This window comes from Tenacibaculum sp. 190130A14a, assembly GCF_964048965.1.
Taxonomy (GTDB): Bacteria; Bacteroidota; Bacteroidia; order Flavobacteriales; family Flavobacteriaceae; genus Polaribacter; species Polaribacter polynesiense.
On sequence record NZ_OZ040189.1, the window covers coordinates 2,947,597 to 2,972,559 of the forward strand.

Annotated in this window: 27 protein-coding genes; 19 read left to right on the forward strand and 8 right to left on the reverse strand. The window is 31.1% G+C overall.

Annotation, left to right across the window (positions count from 1 at the left end):
• Nucleotides 1–84: 84 nt before the first annotated feature.
• Nucleotides 85–2,940 (forward strand): aminomethyl-transferring glycine dehydrogenase, encoded by a 2,856-nt coding sequence (gene gcvP / locus ABNT22_RS13685; protein WP_348718749.1) that lies wholly within the window; start codon nt 85–87, stop codon nt 2,938–2,940.
• A 55-nt stretch (nt 2,941–2,995) separates the two neighbouring features.
• On the opposite strand, the gene ABNT22_RS13690 is transcribed toward gcvP, so the two are convergent.
• From ABNT22_RS13690 to ABNT22_RS13700, 3 genes are all read right to left on the reverse strand, one after another.
• Nucleotides 2,996–3,280, reverse strand: coding sequence for a hypothetical protein (locus ABNT22_RS13690; RefSeq protein ID WP_348718751.1), 285 nt, complete (start codon nt 3,278–3,280; stop codon nt 2,996–2,998).
• A gap of 251 nt (nt 3,281–3,531) precedes the next feature.
• On the reverse strand, nt 3,532–3,819 hold the full coding sequence (locus tag ABNT22_RS13695; RefSeq protein ID WP_348718753.1) for a hypothetical protein: 288 nt from the start codon (nt 3,817–3,819) through the stop codon (nt 3,532–3,534).
• A gap of 170 nt (nt 3,820–3,989) precedes the next feature.
• Complete coding sequence (locus ABNT22_RS13700; protein WP_348718754.1) at nt 3,990–5,627, reverse strand: ABC-F family ATP-binding cassette domain-containing protein; 1,638 nt, start codon at nt 5,625–5,627, stop codon at nt 3,990–3,992.
• Between the two features lie 238 nt (nt 5,628–5,865).
• On the opposite strand from ABNT22_RS13700, the gene ABNT22_RS13705 reads away from it, so the two are divergent.
• From ABNT22_RS13705 to ABNT22_RS13765, 13 genes are all read left to right on the forward strand, one after another.
• Nucleotides 5,866–6,321 (forward strand): hypothetical protein, encoded by a 456-nt coding sequence (locus ABNT22_RS13705; protein WP_348718756.1) that lies wholly within the window; start codon nt 5,866–5,868, stop codon nt 6,319–6,321.
• A gap of 93 nt (nt 6,322–6,414) precedes the next feature.
• Entirely contained in the window at nt 6,415–6,885 is a 471-nt protein-coding gene (locus tag ABNT22_RS13710) for a hypothetical protein (RefSeq protein WP_348718757.1), read from the forward strand.
• A gap of 56 nt (nt 6,886–6,941) precedes the next feature.
• Nucleotides 6,942–7,547, forward strand: coding sequence for a macro domain-containing protein (locus ABNT22_RS13715; protein WP_348718759.1), 606 nt, complete (start codon nt 6,942–6,944; stop codon nt 7,545–7,547).
• 81 nt (nt 7,548–7,628) lie between these two features.
• Complete coding sequence (locus ABNT22_RS13720) at nt 7,629–7,979, forward strand: hypothetical protein (protein WP_348718761.1); 351 nt, start codon at nt 7,629–7,631, stop codon at nt 7,977–7,979.
• Nucleotides 7,980–8,327: 348 nt separating this feature from the next.
• The gene (locus tag ABNT22_RS13725; RefSeq protein ID WP_348718763.1) at nt 8,328–8,798 is read left to right on the forward strand and encodes a hypothetical protein; all 471 of its coding nucleotides are present in this window, start codon (nt 8,328–8,330) and stop codon (nt 8,796–8,798) included.
• A gap of 128 nt (nt 8,799–8,926) precedes the next feature.
• Nucleotides 8,927–9,763 carry a hypothetical protein gene (locus tag ABNT22_RS13730; RefSeq protein WP_348718764.1) on the forward strand — a complete coding sequence of 279 codons (837 nt, stop codon included), beginning with the start codon at nt 8,927–8,929 and terminating at the stop codon, nt 9,761–9,763.
• Nucleotides 9,764–9,985: 222 nt separating this feature from the next.
• Nucleotides 9,986–10,840, forward strand: coding sequence for a hypothetical protein (locus tag ABNT22_RS13735; RefSeq protein ID WP_348718765.1), 855 nt, complete (start codon nt 9,986–9,988; stop codon nt 10,838–10,840).
• 389 nt (nt 10,841–11,229) lie between these two features.
• Nucleotides 11,230–11,682, forward strand: a complete 453-nt coding sequence (locus ABNT22_RS13740; RefSeq protein WP_348718766.1) for a hypothetical protein — start codon at nt 11,230–11,232, stop codon at nt 11,680–11,682.
• A 148-nt stretch (nt 11,683–11,830) separates the two neighbouring features.
• Nucleotides 11,831–12,316: a CPCC family cysteine-rich protein gene (locus tag ABNT22_RS13745; protein ID WP_348718768.1), complete on the forward strand. Its 486-nt coding sequence runs from the start codon at nt 11,831–11,833 to the stop codon at nt 12,314–12,316.
• A gap of 3 nt (nt 12,317–12,319) precedes the next feature.
• A complete protein-coding gene (locus ABNT22_RS13750) occupies nt 12,320–12,856 on the forward strand; it encodes a DUF2199 domain-containing protein (RefSeq protein WP_348718769.1) in 537 nt (178 codons plus the stop codon).
• Nucleotides 12,857–12,931: 75 nt separating this feature from the next.
• A complete protein-coding gene (locus ABNT22_RS13755) occupies nt 12,932–13,186 on the forward strand; it encodes a hypothetical protein (protein ID WP_348718770.1) in 255 nt (84 codons plus the stop codon).
• A 184-nt stretch (nt 13,187–13,370) separates the two neighbouring features.
• Nucleotides 13,371–13,823, forward strand: coding sequence for a WG repeat-containing protein (locus ABNT22_RS13760; protein WP_348718771.1), 453 nt, complete (start codon nt 13,371–13,373; stop codon nt 13,821–13,823).
• 51 nt (nt 13,824–13,874) lie between these two features.
• Entirely contained in the window at nt 13,875–14,123 is a 249-nt protein-coding gene (locus ABNT22_RS13765; RefSeq protein ID WP_348718773.1) for a hypothetical protein, read from the forward strand.
• Nucleotides 14,124–14,239: 116 nt separating this feature from the next.
• Here ABNT22_RS13765 and ABNT22_RS13770 read toward each other — a convergent pair whose 3' ends face one another.
• The gene (locus ABNT22_RS13770; RefSeq protein ID WP_348718774.1) at nt 14,240–15,889 is read right to left on the reverse strand and encodes a serine hydrolase; all 1,650 of its coding nucleotides are present in this window, start codon (nt 15,887–15,889) and stop codon (nt 14,240–14,242) included.
• A gap of 138 nt (nt 15,890–16,027) precedes the next feature.
• Nucleotides 16,028–16,615: a helix-turn-helix domain-containing protein gene (locus ABNT22_RS13775; protein WP_348727123.1), complete on the reverse strand. Its 588-nt coding sequence runs from the start codon at nt 16,613–16,615 to the stop codon at nt 16,028–16,030.
• Nucleotides 16,616–16,709: 94 nt separating this feature from the next.
• On the opposite strand from ABNT22_RS13775, the gene ABNT22_RS13780 reads away from it, so the two are divergent.
• The 3 genes from ABNT22_RS13780 (at nt 16,710) to ABNT22_RS13790 (ending at nt 18,925) form a co-directional block, all read left to right on the forward strand.
• Complete coding sequence (locus tag ABNT22_RS13780; protein WP_348718776.1) at nt 16,710–17,114, forward strand: hypothetical protein; 405 nt, start codon at nt 16,710–16,712, stop codon at nt 17,112–17,114.
• Nucleotides 17,115–17,133: 19 nt separating this feature from the next.
• Nucleotides 17,134–17,604: a hypothetical protein gene (locus tag ABNT22_RS13785; RefSeq protein ID WP_348718777.1), complete on the forward strand. Its 471-nt coding sequence runs from the start codon at nt 17,134–17,136 to the stop codon at nt 17,602–17,604.
• A 151-nt stretch (nt 17,605–17,755) separates the two neighbouring features.
• Complete coding sequence (locus ABNT22_RS13790; RefSeq protein ID WP_348718778.1) at nt 17,756–18,925, forward strand: histidine decarboxylase; 1,170 nt, start codon at nt 17,756–17,758, stop codon at nt 18,923–18,925.
• A 44-nt stretch (nt 18,926–18,969) separates the two neighbouring features.
• On the opposite strand, the gene ABNT22_RS13795 is transcribed toward ABNT22_RS13790, so the two are convergent.
• The 3 genes from ABNT22_RS13795 to ABNT22_RS13805 all read right to left on the reverse strand — a co-directional run bounded on the left by ABNT22_RS13795 (nt 18,970) and on the right by ABNT22_RS13805 (nt 21,962).
• Entirely contained in the window at nt 18,970–20,067 is a 1,098-nt protein-coding gene (locus ABNT22_RS13795) for a class I SAM-dependent methyltransferase (RefSeq protein ID WP_348718780.1), read from the reverse strand.
• Between the two features lie 37 nt (nt 20,068–20,104).
• Complete coding sequence (locus ABNT22_RS13800; protein ID WP_348718781.1) at nt 20,105–21,616, reverse strand: FMN-binding glutamate synthase family protein; 1,512 nt, start codon at nt 21,614–21,616, stop codon at nt 20,105–20,107.
• 94 nt (nt 21,617–21,710) lie between these two features.
• Nucleotides 21,711–21,962: a type B 50S ribosomal protein L31 gene (locus ABNT22_RS13805; RefSeq protein WP_047789607.1), complete on the reverse strand. Its 252-nt coding sequence runs from the start codon at nt 21,960–21,962 to the stop codon at nt 21,711–21,713.
• A gap of 196 nt (nt 21,963–22,158) precedes the next feature.
• Between ABNT22_RS13805 and ABNT22_RS13810 the strand changes: the two genes are divergently transcribed.
• Together ABNT22_RS13810 and ABNT22_RS13815 are read left to right on the forward strand one after the other, a co-directional pair.
• A complete protein-coding gene (locus ABNT22_RS13810; RefSeq protein ID WP_348718782.1) occupies nt 22,159–23,199 on the forward strand; it encodes a glutaminyl-peptide cyclotransferase in 1,041 nt (346 codons plus the stop codon).
• A 30-nt stretch (nt 23,200–23,229) separates the two neighbouring features.
• Nucleotides 23,230–24,729, forward strand: coding sequence for a hypothetical protein (locus ABNT22_RS13815; protein WP_348718783.1), 1,500 nt, complete (start codon nt 23,230–23,232; stop codon nt 24,727–24,729).
• Nucleotides 24,730–24,963 lie beyond the last annotated feature (234 nt).

Genomic DNA, 24,963 nt, shown 5'->3' on the forward strand with positions numbered 1-24,963 from the left:
TAAAATATTGTTTTAAACAAAAAATATACAAGGTCAAATCAACCATTTTGGTTATTTTTGAGGCACTTAATAACAACAACACAAATGAACACAAATTCATTTCAATTACGTCATATAGGTCCACGTTCTAAAGACCATAAACAAATGCTTGAAACGATAGGAATTGAAAGCATTGATCAATTAATTTACGAAACTATTCCTGATGATATTCGCTTACAAAATGAGCTAGATTTAGATCCTGCCATGAGTGAATATGAATACTTATCTCACATCAATGAGTTAGGTGCCAAAAACAAGGTTTTTAAAAGTTATATTGGTTTAGGATATCACGAGGCAATTTTACCAAGTGTTATTCAACGTAATATATTAGAAAACCCAGGATGGTATACTGCTTACACTCCGTATCAAGCAGAAATAGCTCAAGGTAGATTAGAAGCTTTGTTAAACTATCAAACAATGGTTTGTGATTTAACAGGAATGGAACTTGCAAATGCTTCTTTATTAGACGAAGGAACTGCTGCAGCTGAAGCCATGGCTTTATTGTTTGATGTTCGAGAAAGAGCTCAAAAAAAAGCAGGAATAAATAAGTTCTTTGTTTCTGATGAAATTTTACCACAAACCTTATCTGTATTACAAACTCGAGCTATTCCTATTGGAATTGAGTTAGTGATTGGTAATCATGAAAAATTTGATTTCTCTGAAGAGTTCTTTGGTGCTATTGTTCAGTATCCAGGAAAACACGGACAAGTTTATGATTATACTGAGTTTACGGCCAATTGTAATGCTAACAATATTAAAGTAGCTGTTGCGGCAGATATTTTATCATTAGTTAATTTAAAAGCTCCAGCAGAATTTGGTGCTGATGTTGTAGTAGGTACTACACAAAGATTCGGAATTCCTTTAGGTTATGGAGGACCTCACGCAGGATACTTTGCTACCAAAGAAGCTTACAAACGTAGTATTCCTGGTCGTATTATTGGTGTTACTAAAGATACTGACGGGGGACGTGCATTACGCATGGCTTTACAAACTCGCGAGCAACATATTAAAAGAGAAAAAGCTACTTCTAATATTTGTACTGCACAGGTACTATTAGCTGTAATGGCTGGTATGTATGCCGTTTACCATGGAAAAGATGGTATTCAGTTTATCGCTAATCAAGTACATACTGCTGCTACCACTTTAGCTAATGCTTTAGACAGTTTAGGTTTTAAACAAAAGAACACTTCTTTCTTTGACACTATCGTCATTGAAGTAGAAACAAATCAATTACGTCCTGTAGCCGAGGCTAACGGAATCAACTTCAACTACATTGATGAAAATCATATTTCAATTTCTATCAATGAAACAGTAGGTTTAAAAGAAATCAATGCTATTGTTGATTGTTTTGAACAAGCTTTTAACATTCAAGATATTACTATAACTGAATTTACTTCAGTAGATGTAATTCCTCAAAACATTCAAAGAACTACGTCTTTCTTAGATAACGAAGTATTTAACACGTATCAATCAGAAACTGAAATGATGCGTTATATTAAGAAATTGGAACGTAAAGATTTAGCTTTAAATCACTCTATGATTTCTTTAGGTTCTTGTACCATGAAGTTAAATGCTGCTTCTGAAATGCTACCTTTAAGTAATCCGCAATGGGGAAACATTCACCCATTTGTACCAATCGATCAAGCACAAGGGTACCAAGAAGTATTAACAAACTTAGAAAAACAATTAAACGTAGTAACTGGTTTTGCTGGGACTTCATTACAACCTAATTCTGGAGCGCAAGGTGAATTTGCAGGATTAATGGTTATTAGAGCATACCATGAAGCAAACGGTAATACACATAGAAACATTTGTTTAATTCCAGCATCTGCACATGGTACTAACCCTGCTTCTGCTGTTATGGCCGGAATGAAGGTTGTAGTAACTAAAACTGATGAACGCGGTAACATTGATGTAGAAGATTTACGTGCAAAAGCAGAAAAACATAAAGATAATTTAGCTGCTTTAATGGTTACCTATCCATCTACTCATGGTGTATATGAAAAAGCTATTAAAGAGATTACTCAAATCATTCACGACAACGGAGGTCAGGTATATATGGATGGTGCAAACATGAATGCGCAAGTTGGATTAACCAATCCAGCAACTATTGGTGCAGATGTTTGTCACTTAAATTTACATAAAACATTTGCTATTCCTCATGGTGGTGGAGGACCAGGTGTAGGACCAATTTGTGTTGCTCCTCAATTAGTTCCTTTCTTACCAACCAATCCTGTTATTGCTACTGGTGGAGAAAATGCTATTACAGCAATTTCTGCAGCTCCTTGGGGGTCTGCATTAGCTTGCCTAATTTCTTATGGTTATATTACAATGTTAGGTTCTGACGGTTTAACAAACTCTACTAAGCTTGCTATTTTAAACGCAAACTATATGAAAGAGCGTTTAAGCGGTCATTTTGAAACGTTGTATACTGGAGAAATGAATAGAGCTGCTCACGAAATGATTTTAGATTGTCGCGAGTTTAAGAAAAATGGTATTGAAGTAGTAGATATCGCGAAGCGTTTAATGGACTACGGATTCCACGCCCCTACTGTATCATTCCCTGTTGCTGGAACTATAATGGTAGAGCCAACAGAATCTGAAAGTGTTGCTGAATTAGATCGTTTTTGTGATGCTTTAATTTCTATTAGACAAGAAATTGAAAATGCTTCAAAAGATGATAATAACAATGTTCTAAAGAATGCTCCTCACACACAAGAGATGTTAACTTCTGATGAGTGGAACTTACCTTATACTCGTAAGCAAGCAGCTTTTCCATTAGATTATATCGCAGAAAATAAATTCTGGCCAACGGTACGTCGTGTAGATGATGCTTTTGGAGATAGAAACTTAATTTGTTCTTGTAATCCTATCGAGGATTATATGGAAGCAGAAGCTTAAAACAAATCATTATAATACAATAAAAAAAGCCCTTGATAATTTCAAGGGCTTTTTTTTATGCTACTGCAACAATATCACTTAGCGGTACTACCGTATTATTTTTAAGAATTATTGCTTTCTCAGAAATAGTCCAAACAGAAGTCTCTACTTTATGCAAACCTGAATGATCTGTAAAAAAAATCTTGAGTTTAGTTCTATTCAAATTTTCTTTAAAAAATGCTCTCTTAAGATTTAAAGCATCATTTACTTGGTCTATTCTGTGTTCTAACACATTAATCTGAGGGAATCTCAAAAGCTTCTCTTGATCTTCCTTTACTACTTTCGTTTTTTTAAAGAACATAATACACTTTGGGGAATTGGGGTTAATTCAATTTATCAAAACTACAAATCGCTTCAATTCAACAAATTGAAATGCAAAGATAAACAATGTTATCAACAATTGTTAATAACATATATTAATAATTCTTAATATCTAAAAAGTGATAATACTTGAGTTATCAAAGAGTTATTACAGTGACTAAGCTCCTATAGTATTTAACATATTGAAGTTATTAACAATTAAAAAAAGCCCTCGAAATTCGAGGGCTTTTTTTAAGCTATGCTAACTATTCTTTTAAGTGGAATAATGGTGGATTGTTTTAGAATTACTGATGTATCAGTAATTCCCCACACTGTGGTTTCAACTTTCTTCAAACCATCAATGTCCATAAAGAATATTTTGACTTTTTCTCTTTCTAAGTTACCTAAAGAAAGTGCTCTTTGTAAATCTAAAAAACGATTTACAATTGCATTTTTCTTTTTTAACACTTCTTCCTTAGGAAACTTCAAGAACTTAATTTGTTCTTTTGCTACAGTCTGAAAATTTGAGTTTGTAGTCATATATATTAGGGAATTTAAGGATTACGCGCTCAAAACTCGATTTGAAGATGTAATACACAAATCGCGTTACCTTGTAAATATATATGTTTTTCCTAATTGATATACATGCACTTATATCAAGTTATTAACAACAAACTTATTATATCTTTTTAATTCTTTTATACCGCTACTTAACTAACCATGTTAATATCTGCAATTTTATCGATTCGATTGCGTTTTAAGAAAGCATCAATTGTTTCAAAATGCTCTATGACTCTTTGGTCTTTAAACTCAAATACTTTTTGAGATAACCCTTGTAAGAAATCACGATCGTGAGATACCAATATCAAGGTTCCATCAAAAGACTTTAATGCTTCTTTCAATACATCTTTCGATTTTAAATCTAGGTGATTCGTAGGCTCATCTAAAATTAAAAGGTTTACTGGTTCTAACAATAACTTCACCATTGCTAAACGTGTTCGTTCTCCTCCAGATAAAACCCCTACTTTTTTATCTAAATCATCTCCGCTAAACATAAAACGACCTAGAATATTCTTTATTTGTGTACGAATATCTCCTTCAGCTACCTCATCTACCGTTTGAAAAACAGTCAACTTCGAATCTAATAGCGCTGCTTGATTTTGGGCAAAGTACCCCACTTTTACATTATGTCCTAATTCACAAGTTCCTTCAACTTCTATTTCATCTAAAATAGCCTTAATCATGGTTGACTTTCCCTCTCCATTTCTTCCTACAAAACACACTTTTTCACCTCGTGCAATAGATAAGTTAGCATTTTTAAACACCACTTTGTCTTCATAAGATTTTGAAACGTCATTTACTGTAACTGGATAATCACCTGAGCGAGGTGCTGGTGGAAAACGTAATTTTAATGCAGAGTTATCTATTTCATCGATCTCAATAATTTCTAATTTTTCTAACATACGTTCTCTTGAAGCTACCTGATTCGTTTTTGAATAGGTTCCTTTGAATCGCTCAATAAATGCTTTAGTTTCTGCAATAAACTTTTGCTGTTCTTGATATGCTTTTAATTGATGTGCTCTGCGCTCTTTACGTAATTCCAAATAGTGAGAATAATTGGCTTTATAATCATAAATACGTCCCATAGTTACTTCTATGGTTCTATTGGTAATGTTATCGATAAATGCTTTATCATGTGAGATTACCATTACAGCGTTTGCTTTATTAATTAAGAAGTCTTCTAACCACACTACCGATTCTATATCGATATGGTTTGTAGGCTCATCTAATAAAATTAAATCGGGCTTCTGTAATAAAATTTTTGCCAATTCTATTCGCATGCGCCACCCTCCACTAAACTCATTTGTTTGTCTGGTAAAATCTTCTTGAGTAAATCCTAATCCTTTTAACGCCTTTTCTACTTCCGCATCATAATTTACATCTTCTAAGGCATAATATTTTTCTCCCAAATCAGAAACACGTTCAATAATTTTCATGTACCCATCGCTTTCATAATCGGTACGTGTTTCTAATTCTTTGTTTAGTTTATCCATTTCATCACGCATGTCAAATACATGTTGAAATGCTTTGGCAGTTTCTTCAAAAACAGTACAGTCATCTTCTGTTAGTAAATGTTGAGGTAAGTAAGCTATTACCGTATCCTTTGGTGAACGCACTCCTCCTCTTGTAGCTTTTTGAACTCCTGCTACAATCTTCATCATGGTAGATTTCCCTGCTCCATTTTTACCCATTAAGGCAATCTTATCGGTAGGATTAATCACAAAAGAAACATCACTAAACAAGGTTCCTCCATTAAACTCCACTGCTAAATTATCTACTGAAATCATATACTGAATTTTTAACCCTGCGAAAGTAGTAAAAAGACCTAAAAACTTAAGAAAAAGTTTGATTCATAAAAATCATACGCTTATGTATCAAACAAACAATTATTGTTTTAAAAAAATTCATTATTTTCGAATTTAATAGAAGTGAATAAAATTGCTATAAACTTCCGCATACCCACCAAATTGGAGGTATAAAAGTGCTTTTGTTCTGCATATAAATAAATTGTAATACATTATCAAAATGAATAAAAAAATCTTTTTGATCATATCTCTCCTTATAGGATTTACTATTGTATACTTAAACTTGCGCAACGCAAAAAACGAGAATAGGTATAGTGACAATCATGGAAATCATTTTATTGAAAAAGGAAATCGATTATTCATTGTACCATCAACTTATATTATAATTGGGAATAGACATAACATTTTTTTATATAACGAGAGCTCAAACGATGTTGAAATAACAAAAGAGCTAAAAATCAAACCAAATCACTTTAGAATTTTAAACATGCGTGAAACCGATTCATTAATTCTGAATAATAGAATTAAGTTTACCTTCAACGATGATAATGAACTAGAAATTGAAGATAATAATTCCCAAATTTCAGGACTTGGAGGTGAATTCCTAAATGATTATAAGGTTCCTAATGGAGTTGAATGGGCTTTTGTCATTGTTGAACCTAATAAAGGTGATTAAAAAAACGGGTTACAACTAAACCTAAACTGCTTTAAACTTTGTTTAGCAAAACGTTGTAATGTATTAAAATAAGATACTAAGAAGATTATATAGATGAGAACTTATCCAGAAAATATTGAAGAACTAGAAAAAAAACATAGTTTTAGTTTTCCTTTAGATAATAAAAAATTAGAGCTTATTCTTAATAATGTTATTTTACGTAATGATATTGCATATGTATTTTTAAAATCCCGAATCTTAAATTCACTGAAAATGCAAAATCTATTTGAAAATGAATTATTCAGTGAGTCATTTTTGGATAAAAAATTTAACCAAACGGATAGACTTAAAATTTATAAAGCAATAAAAAATCAGCTTCCTATGCCGGTTAATGAGAGAAAGAAATTGAGTTTACATTCTTTGTTTCAGTTAAATAGAAAACCAAAAATTAATACAAGAGTACTAACAATTAAAGATTTAATTTTTGATTTAATCAAACAACACAGATTAACTATTAAGAGAAGTTTTGAAACTTTTTTTAAACATGAACTTGATAACTTAAAACAAGACTACAACAATATGTGAAAATATATTAAAAGGCATTTTTCACTAAACGTTATTGGTAATAAAAAAATAAAGTAATGTCTATATCACCAAAATTATTTGAAATAACATTAATAGATGTTCAAAATGAATTATGTACAGAATGGCAGAAATCTTTTGAGGAGTTCTCTGAAGTCAGTATAGTGAATGGAAAATTTGAACTAGAAAGAGAATATGACTGTTTAGTAAGTCCTGCAAACTCATTTGGTTTAATGGATGGAGGAATTGATTTAGCAATACGAAACTACTTTGGCATGAAGATTCAATATAATGTTCAAAAAAGAATTCAAAAAGAATTTTATGGAGAACAACCTGTTGGAACTTCAATTATTGTATTTACAGAAAATGAGTGCCATCCATTTTTGGCTCATACTCCAACAATGAGGGTTCCAACGGATATTTCAAAGACAGATAATGTTTACAATGCATTTTTTGCTATGCTAACTTCTATCGCTAATCATAACAAGACTGGAAAGGCAAGAATAGAAAAGGTGCTTTGCCCTGGAATGGGAACAGCCACTGGAAGAATGTCTCCAAAAGAGGCCGCTAGACAAATGTCCATTGCTTATAAGAACTTTAAATATCCAACAACCAACATGAATTGGAAAAACTTAAATAAAAGACATCTAGAAATAATAGGGTAAAACTATCTACAATATAACTGAAAATACATTAAAATGCAGCTTAACCAAAACGTACATAATCAGAAAAATCAAACTGAACGAATGAAAAAACTCATTTCAACATTATTAATCTTAACAATTTTAATTGGGTGTAATTCTTTAAGAAAAGGAACTAAATCTGCAATTTCCGTTGCAGGTTCAACTTGGGAGTATTCAGATGAAGACTGGACTTATCAGATTGAATTTGTTGAAAATGGACAAATAAAAAGTACGCATCCGAACGACAATACACCTGAAAATGACTTTTGGAAACAGTCTCATAGTAACATCCATTTTGAATTTAACGATGGTTTTTCAAAATATGACGGGAAGATGAAATCCATTGACTTAATTACTGGAATTGGGAAAAGTACGAGCGGAAAGTGGAAATGGAAAATGAAAAAAATAAAATAAAATAACCACTTACAACAATGACTATAAATAATTGATGGTTCTAAGGTATTTTTGAAATTTTATACGAATTCCCAACTTTACATACACGGATATACTACATAAACAATTATTGTTTTATAAAATTTCATTATTTTCGAATTCAATAGAAGTGAATAAAATTGCTATAAACTTCCGCATACCCACCAAATTGGAGGTATAAAAGTGCTTTTGTTCTGCAAAATAAGTTGCCACAATATGCCGAAACCCCAAATCAAACATATAACCACTAAGATTCATTTCTATCTTTTGGGAATTGTTATATTGAATTTCACTCTGAAAAGTACAATTAAAATAAGTTTTAATTATAAATTGACTAATTTAATAACCTTATTAATTTATGCAAGCGGAATTATTCTCTTCATATGGAATTTCAAGTCATTTAAAAAAATTGGTTTTTACTTTAGCTTATATGTAATTACACCTATTCTAACTTTATTATTTGGGTTGTTTGGTGGAATGTTTCTAGGAATTATTACCTCAATAGTTCTTTATCCTATACAACAGAATAAAGTTGAAATGGAAAAAGAAAATTTTGTGATTTATCAAAAAACCGAAGGATTTTTAGGAATGTGTTGTGCTTATGAAATTACTGAAAAGAAATTTTTAATACTTGAAAAAACAATTAAAGAAATAGATTTAAACACTGAAATTCAATTTAATGAGAAATCATTGTACACTAAAAACGGAAAAACAGAACTGAAAATAAACTATGAAAAATATCAATTTGCTGAACATAGTTTACCCAAAAAAGACACAATAATTTTAATTAAAAAGGAATAAATGCTGTGGCTAACAACTTGTATTTAATCGCTAGCTTATGCCTACTTTAGAAAATTCTTTCAGATTTTCAGCTTGGAGTACACTTGTACATAAAAACATTCATAACAGAAATTATTAAAAAGAAACGCTTGAAATATTCATTTAAAATAATCGATTACACTATCACTAAAGGTTTTTGGGAAAACAAAAAATCCGAAATACTATTTGAACAATGGAAAATATTAAAAAAAATTGATGACGAACGTTTCATAGTATTGAAAGACAAATCAGTACATTTTGTAGATTTAAAAGGAAATGGAATATGGAAAAACTCAATTAAATGTAGCGGAATACCTAATTGTGCCAAAATCTCAAAGGACAGATTAATTCTCACTACAAATTCTGAAAACTATCATTCCTGGGGACATTTAGAACCAGTTATACTAATTGATTTGAATAATGGAACAATTATTAAAGAATTAAAAGGAAGAAAAGCTGAAACTCTTAACAATGGGAATTTTTTACTTGGACTTGAAGGCTATGATATTTTTAATACCTGGCTCTACGATAAAAATGGACGATTGTTAGATGAATGGAGAAGTTATGGCAATTATTTAATAATAGATCAAGACGTATTTGTTATTGAAGACGACCGAAACAATCCTACTAGAGCTTATGTAAGTAAATTATGTCCTAATGGAAAAATTGAAAACGGAAAAAAATTAAAAACTTCATCTTCTTCAAACCCATTACTTTTAAGTGATGGAAACTTTATATTTGAAAACTCTGGAGAATTAAACATAATTAGTCCTGACTTAAGAGAAATTGAAAACTTTAAATTATTGAATTATGCAGAAAGAGAATCTTGGCGTTTTTTTTCCAAAATATCAAAAGAAGAAAATATTTTAACCGTTAGTATTCTTGAACGTTCTAATGAGCCGCCAATTGATTATAAAACACATAAATGGAAAATTACAATTGAATAAATCACAACATATAACACCATGTGTAATTCATTTCTATTAAGTACTAACCTCAAAGGATTATTCATACTAAAAAGTCCGCCAAACTTTCAGTCTGGCTTTCAAAAGAAAAAAGCATAAACAAAAACGAAATATAAAAATCCGGCTCTCTGTTACTAAGAAAATATAGTGTTCTTTCATACACTATATTTGGTAAACTAGACCGTTAGCAACTATAATTAAAAAATGAAATACATACTTATATTTTTCATCTTTTTTCTAACCTTAGCTGTAAACGCTCAAGATTTCAGCCAGTTAGTCGATTCGACATATGATTTTTCACCTCACAAATTGAGCAAGAAAGAACAAGAGACAAAATTCCCAAAACTTGACACCTTTTTTAAACTAGTATTAAGAGATACAGCTACCTATGTTCCTCTTCTAAAGACTGAACTTAAAAAAGATGGTCATATGCCATATTTCTATTATGATGGGGCTCATTTATTAATGATTATCAATCAGATGAATACGACAGATGACAAATTAATTATCAGCAGCTTCAAGAAATCAGATATAAGAGACTTAAACCCTAGGATATATACTTCTTTATTGACACAATTATCACTAAGAGGAACGAATACAAGTGATTTGGCTATTCAAATTTTGCAAGATTCTACATTTTCATTTTTTATCCCTTCTCATGCTTTCAATTTCGACCAAGGTTATTGTCTCTCCTACATATTGTTACCTCTTACGCCCCAATTATACACTGCTAAATTGATTAACGCATTTGATGATTTATCAGATGAATCTAAAAAATCAATTATCACAACATTGTGGTTTAGCTACTCTTGTGAAGGAGATTTGTTTCTTAACTCAGTTAAAGAAAACTCAAAGTATTCTGAAAATATTAGAAACTATGCAGCAAACTTATTGAGTCGAAAAAAAGTAAATTCAGAAACTAAAAAGATAATGACTGAGATTTATGGCAATAATCTTGACAAACTATGGATTGACTCCTTTTATAGGTTCAGTGATGAAGCGATTGGAAATATAGATTATGTTACAAGAATGCGAAGAAACAAAGAAAAATGCCGATAATACTATATATAGCTAATGAAGAAGAAAAAAATCATATTAATTCACCTGGCGTTATTTCTAATCTTAACAGTGACTTTGTTTTTTTCAGCAGAGTCTTTATTGAATTTACTTGCCTCAGGTTTTCACGATGTTTCAATGTGGTTAAGTTTGATATTTTGCGGTACAATTGGAATGTTCATTTTGACAATTATCTCGTGTTTAGTATTCATAAAACGACATAATTAATGTTCTGGAAAAAGAAAAAAAGTAAATCAGCAGAATTCAAATGTTCTCAATGCGAAGAAGTCTATTTGGAACTACCAAAGCAAGTACTAAACTAAAAGACCATAACTTAAACCCCATAAGTAACCGTTATACGAGACCGTTATAAGTAATTAAACATAAATTAAATGAATAAAAAAATTAAACTCTTGACCTTATTAATCGTTACTGTTTTTTCAACAAGTATCTTAAAAGCACAATCGACCGAAGAAATTACAAAGGAATTTTTTAAAACATATGAAAAGTCACCTCAAAAAGCAATTGACTATGCTTTCGGAACAAACAAATGGATGGACCGAAATCAGGATGGAATTGAAAATGTCAAAAATCAATTGAACAATTTACTAGGTTTAGTTGGAGATTATTGTGGTTACGAAAAGATTACAGAAAAGAGCATTGGAGAAAGTTACAAACTTGTTAGTTATATGATAAAGTATGACAGACAACCTATTCGATTTACTTTTATTTTTTATAAACCAAAAAATAAATGGCAAGTTCTGAATTTCCAATATGACGACAAATTAGATGATGAATTGGAGGAATCTGGAAAAGTATATCGGCTGAAAGAAAATTGGGAATAAAACTCACTTACAACAATAGCTATAATTCAGGGAACAGAATGAACTACAAAAAGAAATATTAACTTTAAAACGACTGATTTCTAAAACAGAATAGTCTTTGATTTATTCCTCGTCAATATAATTGTCGAGAACTTTAGGTTTTATAAAAATGAATAGAAAAGAAGTAATAGAAAAATATATTTCATTAATTATTGAGGGCTACTCTGAAGATAAAAGAGAAGAAGAAATTACTCAATTACTTTTGGAAAATTGGTCAAATGTGCAAGGATGGACTAATCTTCCAGATAACCTTCAGAAGGAATTCAATAATGGAAAGCTTGACGGAAATTTTAATGATAAGAAGTATAACGACATATTAAAATTCAAACTCCATAATGATATCAAAGGGTATAACAATGAATATCTCTCGGAAGCAACTGGTATTATTATAACACGAGGAAATGCTTGCGATTTAATAGCTTGTCCTTGCTGTGGGTATAAGACTTTAGAAAGTAGAAACGAATTTGATATATGTAAAATCTGCTGGTGGGAAGATGACGGACAAGATAATGAACAGGCAGATGATATTTTGCGGTACAATTGGAATGTTAATTTTGACAATTATCTCGTGTTTAGTATTCATAAAACGACATAATTAATGTTCTGGAAAAAGAAAAAAAGTAAATCAGCAGAATCCAAATGTTCTCAATGCGGACAAGTGCATTTGGAATGGCCAGCTTTGACTTTTAAAGTACCGGTGAATTACGACTATCTTTCTAATCAAGAAAAATCTGAATTAGGAAAATTGAATTCTGACTTTTGTGAAATCCATTATGAAGATCAAATTGACCGTTTTATTAGAGTAACACTAACTCAAAAAGTGAATGGCTTTTGTGAAAATTTGAACTACGGACTTTGGGTTTCATTAAGCGAGAAAAGCTATTCAGACTATAAAGCAAATTTTAACAGTAAAAACCACAAAACTAGATATTTCGGATGGTTATGTAGTAATATCCCTGGATATGCAGAAACAATATCGATTCCTTGTGATGTAATTACTAGAACAGCGAATAGTAGGCCTGAAATTTTTCCTCATCAAGATTTTGATCATCCATTTGTTAGAGATTATTATGATGGAATTACGAAAGTTGAAGCAGAAAAAAGAATAAACAACATGATAAAAAACGTTGGGTAACAAATTTTATATTGCATATGGCGTCTTCGGCTGGTAGACCCTACATACAAAGAAGATTGTATTTAAATCAATAAAATGAAAACTTTGGATTTTAAAATATGTACATCAATTGAGATAATCCTTAACGCAGAGATTACCAAAGGAAATAAGATTGTAGAATCAAGTAAAGGGTGGCCTGAAAAAAAATCCACACTAATAATACTAGAAAAGCCTTTTCATGAAAAATATGAAATTGACAATCTTGAATACAGATGTTTAAATGATCCTCATTACTGGAAAGAAGAATATCTTGATAAGAGTAATTCGCAAACAATAGCATGTAGATTTTAACAGTTATATCAAATTGGAAAATTGAAATAAAGAAGACCTATAACAATCTATAACCGTAAAACAATAACACTAACCCGGTAACGGACGGTTATAAATGACCATCATAGCACATTATGAAAAAAATCATCCTTGGAATAATAATGGCGTTTTTAACATTGGCTTGTAGCTCGAAAAAAACGACTTTTTGATTAAATTTCACATAGGAGAAATTGACGAAATTGGAGTTCCTTCTGGCTATCTGAATTCAAAAGGAGACACTATAATACCAACTGAAAAATATTATTATTGTTATACCGATACTATTAAAAACTTCGGTATGGTACTCGAAAAAGGAACTGGAAAAATAATTGGAATTAACCAAAATGGTATTGAGTTATTTGAAATTGCAAAGATTGACAACGGACCTGATTATATCAAGAATGGACTCTTTAGAATTATAAAAAACAATATGTATGGATATGCAAATAAAAAGGGAGAAATAATTATAGAACCGAAGTTTAAATGTGCACATCCGTTTTTTATGGGCAAAGCCCAAGTTTCAGATTCTTGTATAGTTAAAACATCTAGTAGACAACAAATGTTCTTATCGAATAATTGGTACTATATAAATTCAAAAGGAAATAAAATCGAAAAATAAAGCATACAACCTATAACCGACAGCTCTAAATGAGCATTCTCAACAACGAAAATGATTACAGAAAAAGAACAATATATTATAGAATATTACCTTCATTTATTACCATTGAAGGAAAAGAGTAAGTTAAAATACCCATATCTTCGAATTGACGAGATTGATGAAGAAAAAAGACGTTTAGCAGAAATATTAATAAAAGATTACAAGGATAAAATATTCTTTAATAATTGTCCTAATTGTGGAAAACTTGCCAGAACACCAAATGCAAAACAATGTAAATTTTGTGAACACGACTGGCATTAAGAAAATATGGATTGAAGCAGAAAATTAGTTAGAGAAAAAGACTGCTACTCATATGGCAACAGTCTATTATTTGTTAAAAGATTGATATTATTTTCTTCTGAGTTGATAAACTGATACTAATCTTTTAATTTATCTTTCGCTCTTTGAAGATTCTCCTTGTATGCTTCTAAATTTCTATGAGTGTTTTTTTTCGCCAAAAAAACCGCTTTTTCATAGCAAGTAACCGACTGATTATAATCCTCATAAGTTAAATACGCTTCTCCTAAACTATCCCAAGTATTTGGCGAATTTGGAAATCTTAATATTCCTTCTTTAAAAAACTCCAATGCATATTTTGGATAATCTGAACTTAAAAAATAATATCCTAAATCATTTAATGTGCTTTCATTTGGGTTATATGTTTTCAAAAAAACTGTTTTTAAACTATCAGCAACCTCAACTTTACCTGCTTCTAAGTGAATTCCCATAACACCTCTCATTGTGCTGTTTGAAGGGTTTACTGTATACCCACTATACTCTGAAAGTCTGTTGAAATAATCTTTCAAAGCATTCATCCCTCCTGCCTTTATAAATTTATCGTAAGAACTTCTATTAGGATATCCTTGTAACTTATATTCATCTTTTAGATTATTTGCTCTTAAATGGATTTGGTGCAATATTTCTTCTGCTTTTAAATTACTTCTATTCGCCAAATATATAATAGTAGTTCCATCATCATACATTCCTATAAAAGCGCTGTTTCCCGCTAAAGCTCCTCCATGCCCATATAACCGAACTTTTATATTTTTCTCTATAATATCATCCCAATTTCTTACCCATCCATAACAATGTCCATGCATATAGGGAGTTAACATTACTTTAGTTAATTCTGGTGATAATAATTTAAATGATTGTACGGCCTTACTCCAAGTAAATAAATCTTCTACTGTAGAATACATCCCACCTGCAGTATATGCCGTAGATTGATCTCTAAAAGGTGCTTCTCTAGTAACCCCACCGTGCTCTGAAGTCCACCAATCCCAGCCATAAGCTTCTCTATACTGATAGCCTTTTGCCAACTCTTTTGATACAAATTCGTTCGTTCCATAGCCTGTATTTTTCAAGTTTAATGGAATAGTTATTTTCTCTTGTAATAAATCAGCGAAGTTTTTTCCTGATACTTCTTCTAACACTGCTCCTAAAATATCGTATCCTAAACTACTATAATAAAACGTACTTCCTGGCTCACTGAGCAAATCAGTTTTTGCTATTAATAAAACCAATTCTTTGGGAGTATAACTTTTCTTTCCAAACTCTCTTAAACTCACCCCAATATTCTCCAATCCATTATAATGTGGTAACCCTGATGTATGTGACAGTAGTTGATGAATCGTAATATTATTTCCTTTTTCACTTGGTAAATAAGGAAGGTATTTACCAATAGTATCCTGTAATTTAATTTTTTTCTCTTCAACTAACTGCATAATAAGCATAGCAGTAAATTGTTTCGTTACAGATCCAATTCCATATTTCGTAGCAATAGTATTAGGACTTTTTGTTTCTCTATTCTTATCTCCATAGGCTCCTTTGAATATGACTTTATTATTCTTTGCTACCAAAACCGAGCCACTAAAAGGACTTCTTATTTTTATTTTTATTCCCGGATTTTCATAGCTTTCCATTAATCCGCTTATGCTTTTTGGTTCAGGTTTAAATATTAAAAAACCAATCCAAACCAATAAAATTGCTACAATACATAAACTTACTTTGAGAATACGTTTCTTCATTTTTACTTTTCTTATAGTTATAATTTGAAGTCACGAAATTATTTGGAAAGAGCAATATTCATTGTGTCAAAAGCACGTCTTTATTACTTCTTTCTTACTGCATCAAAAAGTAATCATCACAAAATCAAACACTTAAACTTAGAAGAAATTTGGAACAAAACTCAAGGTTTTTTCATTTTCTTGTGTAAGACTTAACGACGTTTTAATAATCAAATAAACGTTGAAAAGTACTGCAAGAAGATAAAACAGCATACTAACAAAAAGTCCGTTACCGGCATTCCCAATTATTAGATTGGATAAAAAAAGTGTCATAATAACTCCTATAATCATCAGAATTCCCCATAACAACTGTAGACTTATAATTTTACCTGCTATCAAATTTTCTTTATCCTTACTATATTTCCATAAAATAAAAGGAGCAACAGTATTTATTAAAGGGAAAAAAGCCAAAAGTAAAATTGATAAGTTCATTTTCTTTAGCAAAGAAAAATTGATTAAAGACTTTCCTTTTTCATTTGATTCAGAAACCAAATCAACTATTTCTAAATTCAAGGTTTTCGCTAGTATCTTTATCGTATGTGCTCGAGGACTTACCGTTCCTTTTTCAATACGTTGTATCGTACTCAGAGAAACATTTGCTTCTTCTGCCAATGCTTCTTGCGATAACCCAAGTTTTTTTCGTGACGCTACAACTATTTTGGCCAAGTTTGAATTTACATCCTGCATACATTCGATAATTATCTCGACTACGAAAGTACCAAAAAGTTTATAGTTTTAAAGGAAGTGGTTTTAGTATATTTGAAAAAAAGTAAATTGATTTATGAAAATATTCAAGACGATACTCCTCACTCTAGCTACTGCTTTTACATGTATCATACTATTCTTTTTTATTTCAAATTCATATGTTCTTCCATGGGAAAAGGATGAAGTTATTGAAACTACTTTAGCATGGGGAGGACTACATGATTTACCTAAAGAAATTAAAAATTTGAAAATTAACAAAAAGGGAAGCCCGTTCACAAGACAATTTATTATTGAGTTTGAAGTTAATCAACCTGAACAAATTACTAATTGGATTGATAAAAGTAAAAGACTAAAAAATAACACTGCAAAAATAAACCAACATAAAAAAGTGTTTGAAATTTACCCCGGTGAAGAAGGAGCCAATGGAGGAACAGTAGAAATTATAGATACAAAAGTAAGAATCAATATGAGTTGGAGTTAATTAAACTGTATTTTAACGAATGAAAACTTATTACTACAAAAAGCAATTAAACGGTAGAGGAAGATTTGGTGGAACTGAATTAGAATTGGTCTATACTACGGAGACTTCAGAAATAGTAGACAAATGTAAATGGAGAGATTTTATAACAGAAAAAAGTTCTGTCAAAGAAACACCTCCTATTCTTAACTCTTATAAAAAGTATGTTTTAGAAGCGCTCAATTTTATCATCCAAAATCATCATTTACCAAAACCTGTTAAACTAATTCTTCACGATATTAAAATCTTACTAGTCGACACCAACCCTTCTCATGTATTAGCTTCAACAATTATAGGGTCCTTGGATCTTTTAAAAATCAAACTGGATAAGGACAGCATGAAGATGATTGATGAGTTTATAATCATCAATGAAAATATCAATTTTCCTAATTTTGAAAACTTAATTCTTGCTCTTTTTAGAGAAAATACAGAGTCTTTAAACCATCACCCCTAAAACCTTTTCTAAAAAAACAGGTAAAAATACAGTTTAAAAGACAATACATCTATAAACACACTTAAAACAGAAAAATAATCTAATTATTAACACAAATACTGACTCATTATATGGTTTCTATTATTTTTGCGCGCTAAATTATAAAAAAGGCATGGCAAGCGATATAAAATTACCCTTAGAGAGTCAGCAAAAACTAGCAAATTTAAAAGAAGAATTAACCTCAGCGAGAGACACATTTTTAGGATACCCTGTATCTAAAGATTTTGACTATTCTGCATTGAATGAGTTTTTTCAGTTTCCTATTAATAATTTAGGAGATCCTTTCGAGCATGGCACTTATCGGGTTCAAACACACGAAATGGAGCGTGAGGTTATTGCTTTTTTTGCGAAGTTGTTTAGAGCGAATCCGAAAGATTTTTGGGGATATGTTACCAATGGCGGTTCTGAAAGTAATTTATATGGATTATACATTGCTAGAGAGTTATTTCCTAAAGCCATTGTATATTATTCAGAATCGACTCACTATAGCGTTCGTAAAAACATTCATTTGTTAAATATTCCTAGTATTGTAATCAAATCGCAACCAAATGGTGAAATGGATTATGAAGATTTTGAAAATACGGTACGTATGAATCGTCATAAGCCTGTTATTGTCTTAACTACTTTTGGAACAACCATGAAAGAAGCTAAAGACGATGTAGCCAAGGTAAAAGGTATTTTAAGCAACTTAGCAATTCAAGATCATTACATTCATTGTGACGCAGCTTTAGCTGGTTCTTTTGGCCCTTTTATGCAACCTCGTTTACCTTTTGATTTTATGGATGGTGCTGATAGTATTTCTATAAGCGGACATAAATTTATTGGTTCTCCAATTCCAACTGGTGTATTAATTGCCAAACGTTCCAATAGAGATCGTATTGCAAAAGGTATTTCATACATCGGTTCTTTAGATACTACAATTACAGGTTCAAGAAATGGACATTCTCCTTTATTTTTATGGTATGCCTTAAAACAATTAGGTGTTCAAGGTTTAAGAGATCGATATTTGCATAGTTTAGAGGTTGCCGAATATTGTGAAAAACAATTAAAAGCAATTGGTATAGCCGCTTGGAGAAACCCTAATGCCATTACAGTGGTGTTACCTAAAACTCCAAAAAGTATTAAAGATAAATGGCAATTAGCTACAGAAGGTGAGGTAGCTCATGTAATTTGTATGCCAAACGTAACCAAAAGTCAAATTGATGAGTTTATTGCAGATATGAAAAACTGTAACGAACCTGTTATTGAAGATGAGTTTTCTTACGATTTTTCATTAAGTTAATAACTTAAACTATTATATCATCACAAAAAAGCCTAAGGAGTTCCTTAGGCTTTTTTAACACATGCTATTATTTGAAATTTTTTATTCTGTTGCAAAACCTCAACTTGTTTAAATAACTTACTCAAATGTGTACGATAGTTTAAATGTGTATTTGCAACTAAAACCAATCTTCCATTTGGTTTTAAAACTCGAAAAACATCTTTAAACAATGCTAAAGTAACTTCTATGTTATTTTCATGTTCAAAATGAAAAGGAGGATTAGAGAGTACTAAATCAAAACTATCATCTTCGCTACTAGTAAGGGTATCACTACAAACAAAATTCGCTTTTTGGTTTTTAATATTCAATTTTGAAGAGGCTACTGCCAAATTAAAATCGTCTACCAAGGTCACTTCAGCGTCAGAGTTTTGCTGAGTTACCCATCGAGCAATAACTCCATTTCCTGAAGCCAAATCCAACACCTTCTGCTCTTCTTGTTTCAATTGTAGATGTTCAAGAAAAAATTGAGTACCAATATCTATATTACCCGACGAAAAGACACCAAAATATTGTTTATACTCACTTCCTTTCCATTCAAATGAATGGATTAATTCTTTATAAGATGCTATCGATTTTGGTTGTTTTAATATAAGCAAACGTGCTTTTTTCCATGCCTGTGATTGTTCCACCACCTCAAAATACTTCTCTGCTATTTTTAAATAAGATGCCGAAAAATATTTGGTCATAAACCCACCAACCACTTCTGTATTTACATTAGAAGATTTATGAACCTGTTGTAAAAACATTTCAAACAACTCTAATGATTTAGGTACTTTAATTAATGCCAATGCTACCGAATCTAACTTCTCTAGCGAAGTTTTGTAGGTTACCTCTATAGACAATTTATTCAACAACAAGTTTTGTTCAATTGCTTTTTGTTGACTGGCATAATTCCAAATGGTGGTTACTTTGGTATTGTTGAGTGTACAATTCCAAATTCCAAAACGATCATTAAAAGTATGTATGCTTTCTACTTTTTTGTCTTTGATATAATCGAGCACCAACAACTCTGCATTGCTCCATGCTCGTAAAGATTTATCTGTGGTAGCCGGATATCTTGTTAATTGAATTTCTTTATCCTGGTAAATAAATGTTGTTTCCAATAATCTTACTAAAGTAGTTACTGCAATTCCAGTAACATTAATTTAAATTGTAAATCTTGTCTAGAGAGGCAATATCGCCAGCTTTGTTTCTTCTAAAGAAATGTTTTGCTTCTACTTCTTGAATAGAAGATTTCCCCATAGCAGCTACTACTTCTTTTACAGCATCAATAGTTTTTGCATGATAATTTTTAACACGTACATTTTTGTCTTCAACTACCAGCGCTTTTACCAAATCATCATCTTGTGTTGCAACTCCTACCGGACAACTATCTAAATTACATTCACGCGCCTGAATACACCCTAAACTTAGCATAAAACTACGTGCCATTCCAATTGCATCTGCTCCCAAAGCCAAATACTTTACTACATCAAAAGCATCAATTGCTTTACCACTTGCAATAATTTTTATTTGGTCTCTTAGGTCGTATTTCTTCAAAATTTGATCAACAAACGTTAATCCTTCTAACAAAGGAGTTCCTATATAGTTAGAAAACTCCAATGGCGCCGATCCTGTTCCTCCTTCTCCTCCATCCACTGCAATAAAATCTGGATAGTTTTTTGCATCGGCAAACGATTGTACCATTTCTTCTAGTTCATCATGGTCTCCTACGCAAAATTTCACTCCTACTGGTTTTCCCTCTGCTAACTCACGTACCTTTTGAATAAAGGTTATCATCTCTTCAAAATTAGAAAAAGCATCGTGACTTGGTGGTGAATCTACTCTTGTAAAAGGCTCTACAGAACGAATTTTTGCAATCTCTTCTGTATTTTTCTTCGCTGGTAAAATACCTCCATGACCTGGTTTTGCTCCTTGAGAAAATTTAATTTCAATCATTTTAACCTCTGGTCTTACTGCGTTTTTTTTAAAAATTTCATCATCAAAAACACGTTTACCATTTTCAGTTCTTCCAGCGCCAAAATATCCTGTTCCTACTTGAAAAATTAAATCACCTCCTTGTAAATGATATGGCGAAATACCTCCTTCTCCTGTATTATGTGCAAACCCTCCCATCTTTGTTCCTTGGTTTAATGCCATAATTGCATTTTTACTTAAAGATCCAAAAGACATTGCTGAAATATTGATAATAGAAGCGTTATATTTTTGTGTACACTTATCTGAGCCTATTAATACTCGTTCTCCTGAGATATCATGATGGTCTTTTGGAAATAACGAATGTTTTACAAATTCATATCCTTTTTCATAGAGATTATGCTGTGTACCAAAAGGAACTGTTTCTATTTCTTTTTTCGCTCTTTGATAAACAATACTTCGCTTCTCTCTATTAATAGGAGTTCCATTTAAATCATCTTCAATAAAATATTGCTGTATCTTTTCACGTTCTTCTTCAAAAATCCAACGAACGCGTGCTACGATTGGGAAAGACCTCCATAGGGAATGTTTGTCTTGAAACGCATCATACAAACCTAAAAGTAATAGAATAACACTGGTAGATAACATTATTACCGTACCAACATCGGGTGTAAAATATACCAATACTCCACAGCTTACTACTGCAAGTATTAATACAGTTAATATGGTATTTCTCATTTTTGTTAGTTTTGTCGCCTAAAAATACAGTTTTTTAGACATAAAAAAAGCTCTAACTGATGTTAGAGCTTCTTTGTATGTGTGTACTACAAAATTACTTCTTGAATTTCGCGTATTTGTTTTTGAACTTATCAATACGTCCAGCAGTATCAACTAACTTAGACTTACCAGTATAGAACGGGTGAGAAGTTCTAGAAATTTCCAATTTAATTAATGGATACTCAACTCCTTCAACCTCTAAAGTTTCTTTTGTATTTGCAGTAGAACGAGTTAAAAACACATCTCCGTTAGACATATCTTTAAATGCAACCATTCTATAATTTTCTGGATGTATACCTTTTTTCATCTCTGTATAATTTAAATCTTTTATTTTTGGCTGAAGTAATATATAATTGGTAAAGTTATATAGCACTTCAAAAAATCAAAAACCTGCAATGGCTATTTGAGGGTGCAAATTTAACCCTTTTTTTTAATTTACAAACAAATAATTTGCTTTAATTTGTAGGACTAGAAAATAAAAATAAGAAAATAACATTTCACATATGCGTATTTACAAATATTTAGCTTTAGGAATTGCTTCATTAATTATAACTTCTTGTAGTGAAAGTAATTACAAATTTAAATTAGATACTACTAAACAGACCACATTAGGTAAAAAAGCGGCTATTAAATTTGAACAATTAAAAGGTACTGCTATCGATTCTGTTCATATTTATGTGAACGGAAAACGAGTAAACAAAACTGAAACTAGTGTAACCATTAACACCAATGATTTTGGAGTTGGAAAACATCAAGTAACAGCATTGGCTTTTTACCCAGGAAGAACTAAAAAAATAAACAACTCAATAGAGGTTTTATCTAAAAATCCGCCGAAAGTATACTCTTACAAAATCGTAAATACGTACCCTCATGATAAAAAAGCGTATACACAAGGATTGGAATTCAAAGATGGGTTCTTATATGAAACCACTGGACGCAGAGGAGAATCTACATTAAGAAAAGTAGACATAAAAACTGGAGAAGTTGTTCAAAAGATTGATTTAGACAAAAAATATTTTGGAGAAGGAATGACTATCTTTAACAATAAAATATTTTGGTTAACGTGGCAAGCTCGTAAAGGTTTTATTTATGATTTAGAATCTTTCAAAGAATTAGGATCATTTAATTATGATAATAGTAATGAAGGTTGGGGATTAACTCACAGTCATTCTGAATTAATAAAATCAGATGGGACCAACAAAATATGGTTTTTGAATCCAGAAAATCAAAACGAAACAAAAAGTATTCAGGTGTATACCAACAAATATCCAATTGACAATCTAAACGAAATTGAATTAATTGATGGAAAAATCTATGCTAATAAATGGCAACAAAATTCAATTGTTATTATAAATCCAAACACTGGAGAAGTTGAAGGTGTAGCTGACTTAAATGGATTGAGAGATATTGTTTCGAAAGATCAAAAATTAGAACCTCAAGATGATGTTTTAAATGGAATTGCCTATGACGCAGAAAACAATCGTTTGTTTGTTACAGGTAAACATTGGGGGAAACTTTTTGAAATTGAATTAATTGAAAAGTAATATTTTCGTCATAAAATAGTTAATACCTCTATGAGATTTTTTTATTCCCTTCTAATTGTTGCTGTTCTAATAGCTACAAGTTCATGTAGAAAAGATTTTTCTACAGTACCAAGCTTTGGTAAACTTCAATTCTCGAAAGACACCGTTTTTCTTGATACTATTTTTACCAATATAGGTTCAGCCACCTACAATTTAAAAGTCTACAATAGAGGTAACAAAGCTATTACCATACCTGAGATTAAACTTAAAAATGGTATAACCTCTAATTACCGCCTCAATGTTGATGGTATTACTGGAAAAGAATTTCAAAATATTGACATTTTAGCCAAAGACAGTATTTTCATTTTTGTTGAAACAACTATCGATTTTAATAACGTTCCTGATCCTTTGTATACAGATCAAATTTTATTTGACAACGGAGAAAATCAACAAGATGTTGATTTAGTTACTCTTGTTCAAGATGCCAATTTTATTTTTCCTTCTAAAAGTAGCATGGGTATTAAAACATTAGTTATTGATGGCAAAACGACTGAGATACAGGGAAGGTTTTTAGAAGATAGTGAACTTACTTTCACCAATGAAAAACCCTATATTATTTATGGGTATGCAGCTGTTCCTTCGGATAAAACTTTAACTATTGAAGCAGGTACAAAAATTCATTTTCATAGAAATTCAGGATTAATCGTTGACAAAAAAGCTACTTTAAAAGCGAACGGAACTATTGATGAAAAGATAGTTTTTGAAGGAGATCGACTAGAGAACGCATTTAGCAATATTCCAGGACAATGGGGAACCATATGGATGCGCGCCGGGAGTAACGACAATGAACTGAACAACACCTTAATTAAAAATGGAATTATTGGTGTTTTAGTTGATAGTATTGGTTCTAATACTGACCCAACTTTAACTATAAAAAACTCGGAAGTATACAACCATTCATCTTACGGGATTCTTGGTAGGCAAGCAAATATAATTGGAGAAAACCTAGTTATAGGAAATGCAGGACAATCTTCTTTAGCTGCGACCATTGGAGGAACCTATAATTTTACACATTGTACATTTGCCAATCATTGGACAAATAGCTTTAGAGATTTACCAGCTGTTGTTGTAACCAATCATTTTACTTATGTTAATGATTTAAATCAAGAAGTAACTGAAACTAGAGATTTACACGCAGCAAATTTTACCAATTGTATTATTGAAGGAAATAACAATGTAGAATTTGTCTTAGATAAGATTAATGGAAGTAGCTTTAACTACTTTGTTGAAAGTTGTATGATTCAATTTGAAGATTTTAACAATGCTTTTATCAATAATGAAGAACTAAATTTTAATGACACTACTCATTATCAAAATATTATTTTGAATGGAAATCCTAATTTCAGAAATGTAGATAAGAATGATTTTATTATCGGAGAAGAGAGCGATGCTATTGGCAAAGCAATTGCAACTTCCATATCTAATGATATTTTAGGAGTTGATAGAACTACTAATCCAGATCTTGGTGCGTACCAGCATATATCGTTTTAATCTATTAACTTTTAGAAAAGTACCATTTATCGAAAGATTATTGCCGTTTATCGAATAAGAACCTCAACCAACCTACTTTAACTCTACCTTTAGAGTAAATAAATTTTCATTGTTATAATTTATAAGTTTGGTTAGTTTTTAGAAAAGCTATTTACATAAAATCTATGTAAATAGCTTTTTTTATTGTTTATAAGTTAAAATTACCACATATCTTCTTTTCTTTTTAGTTCATCA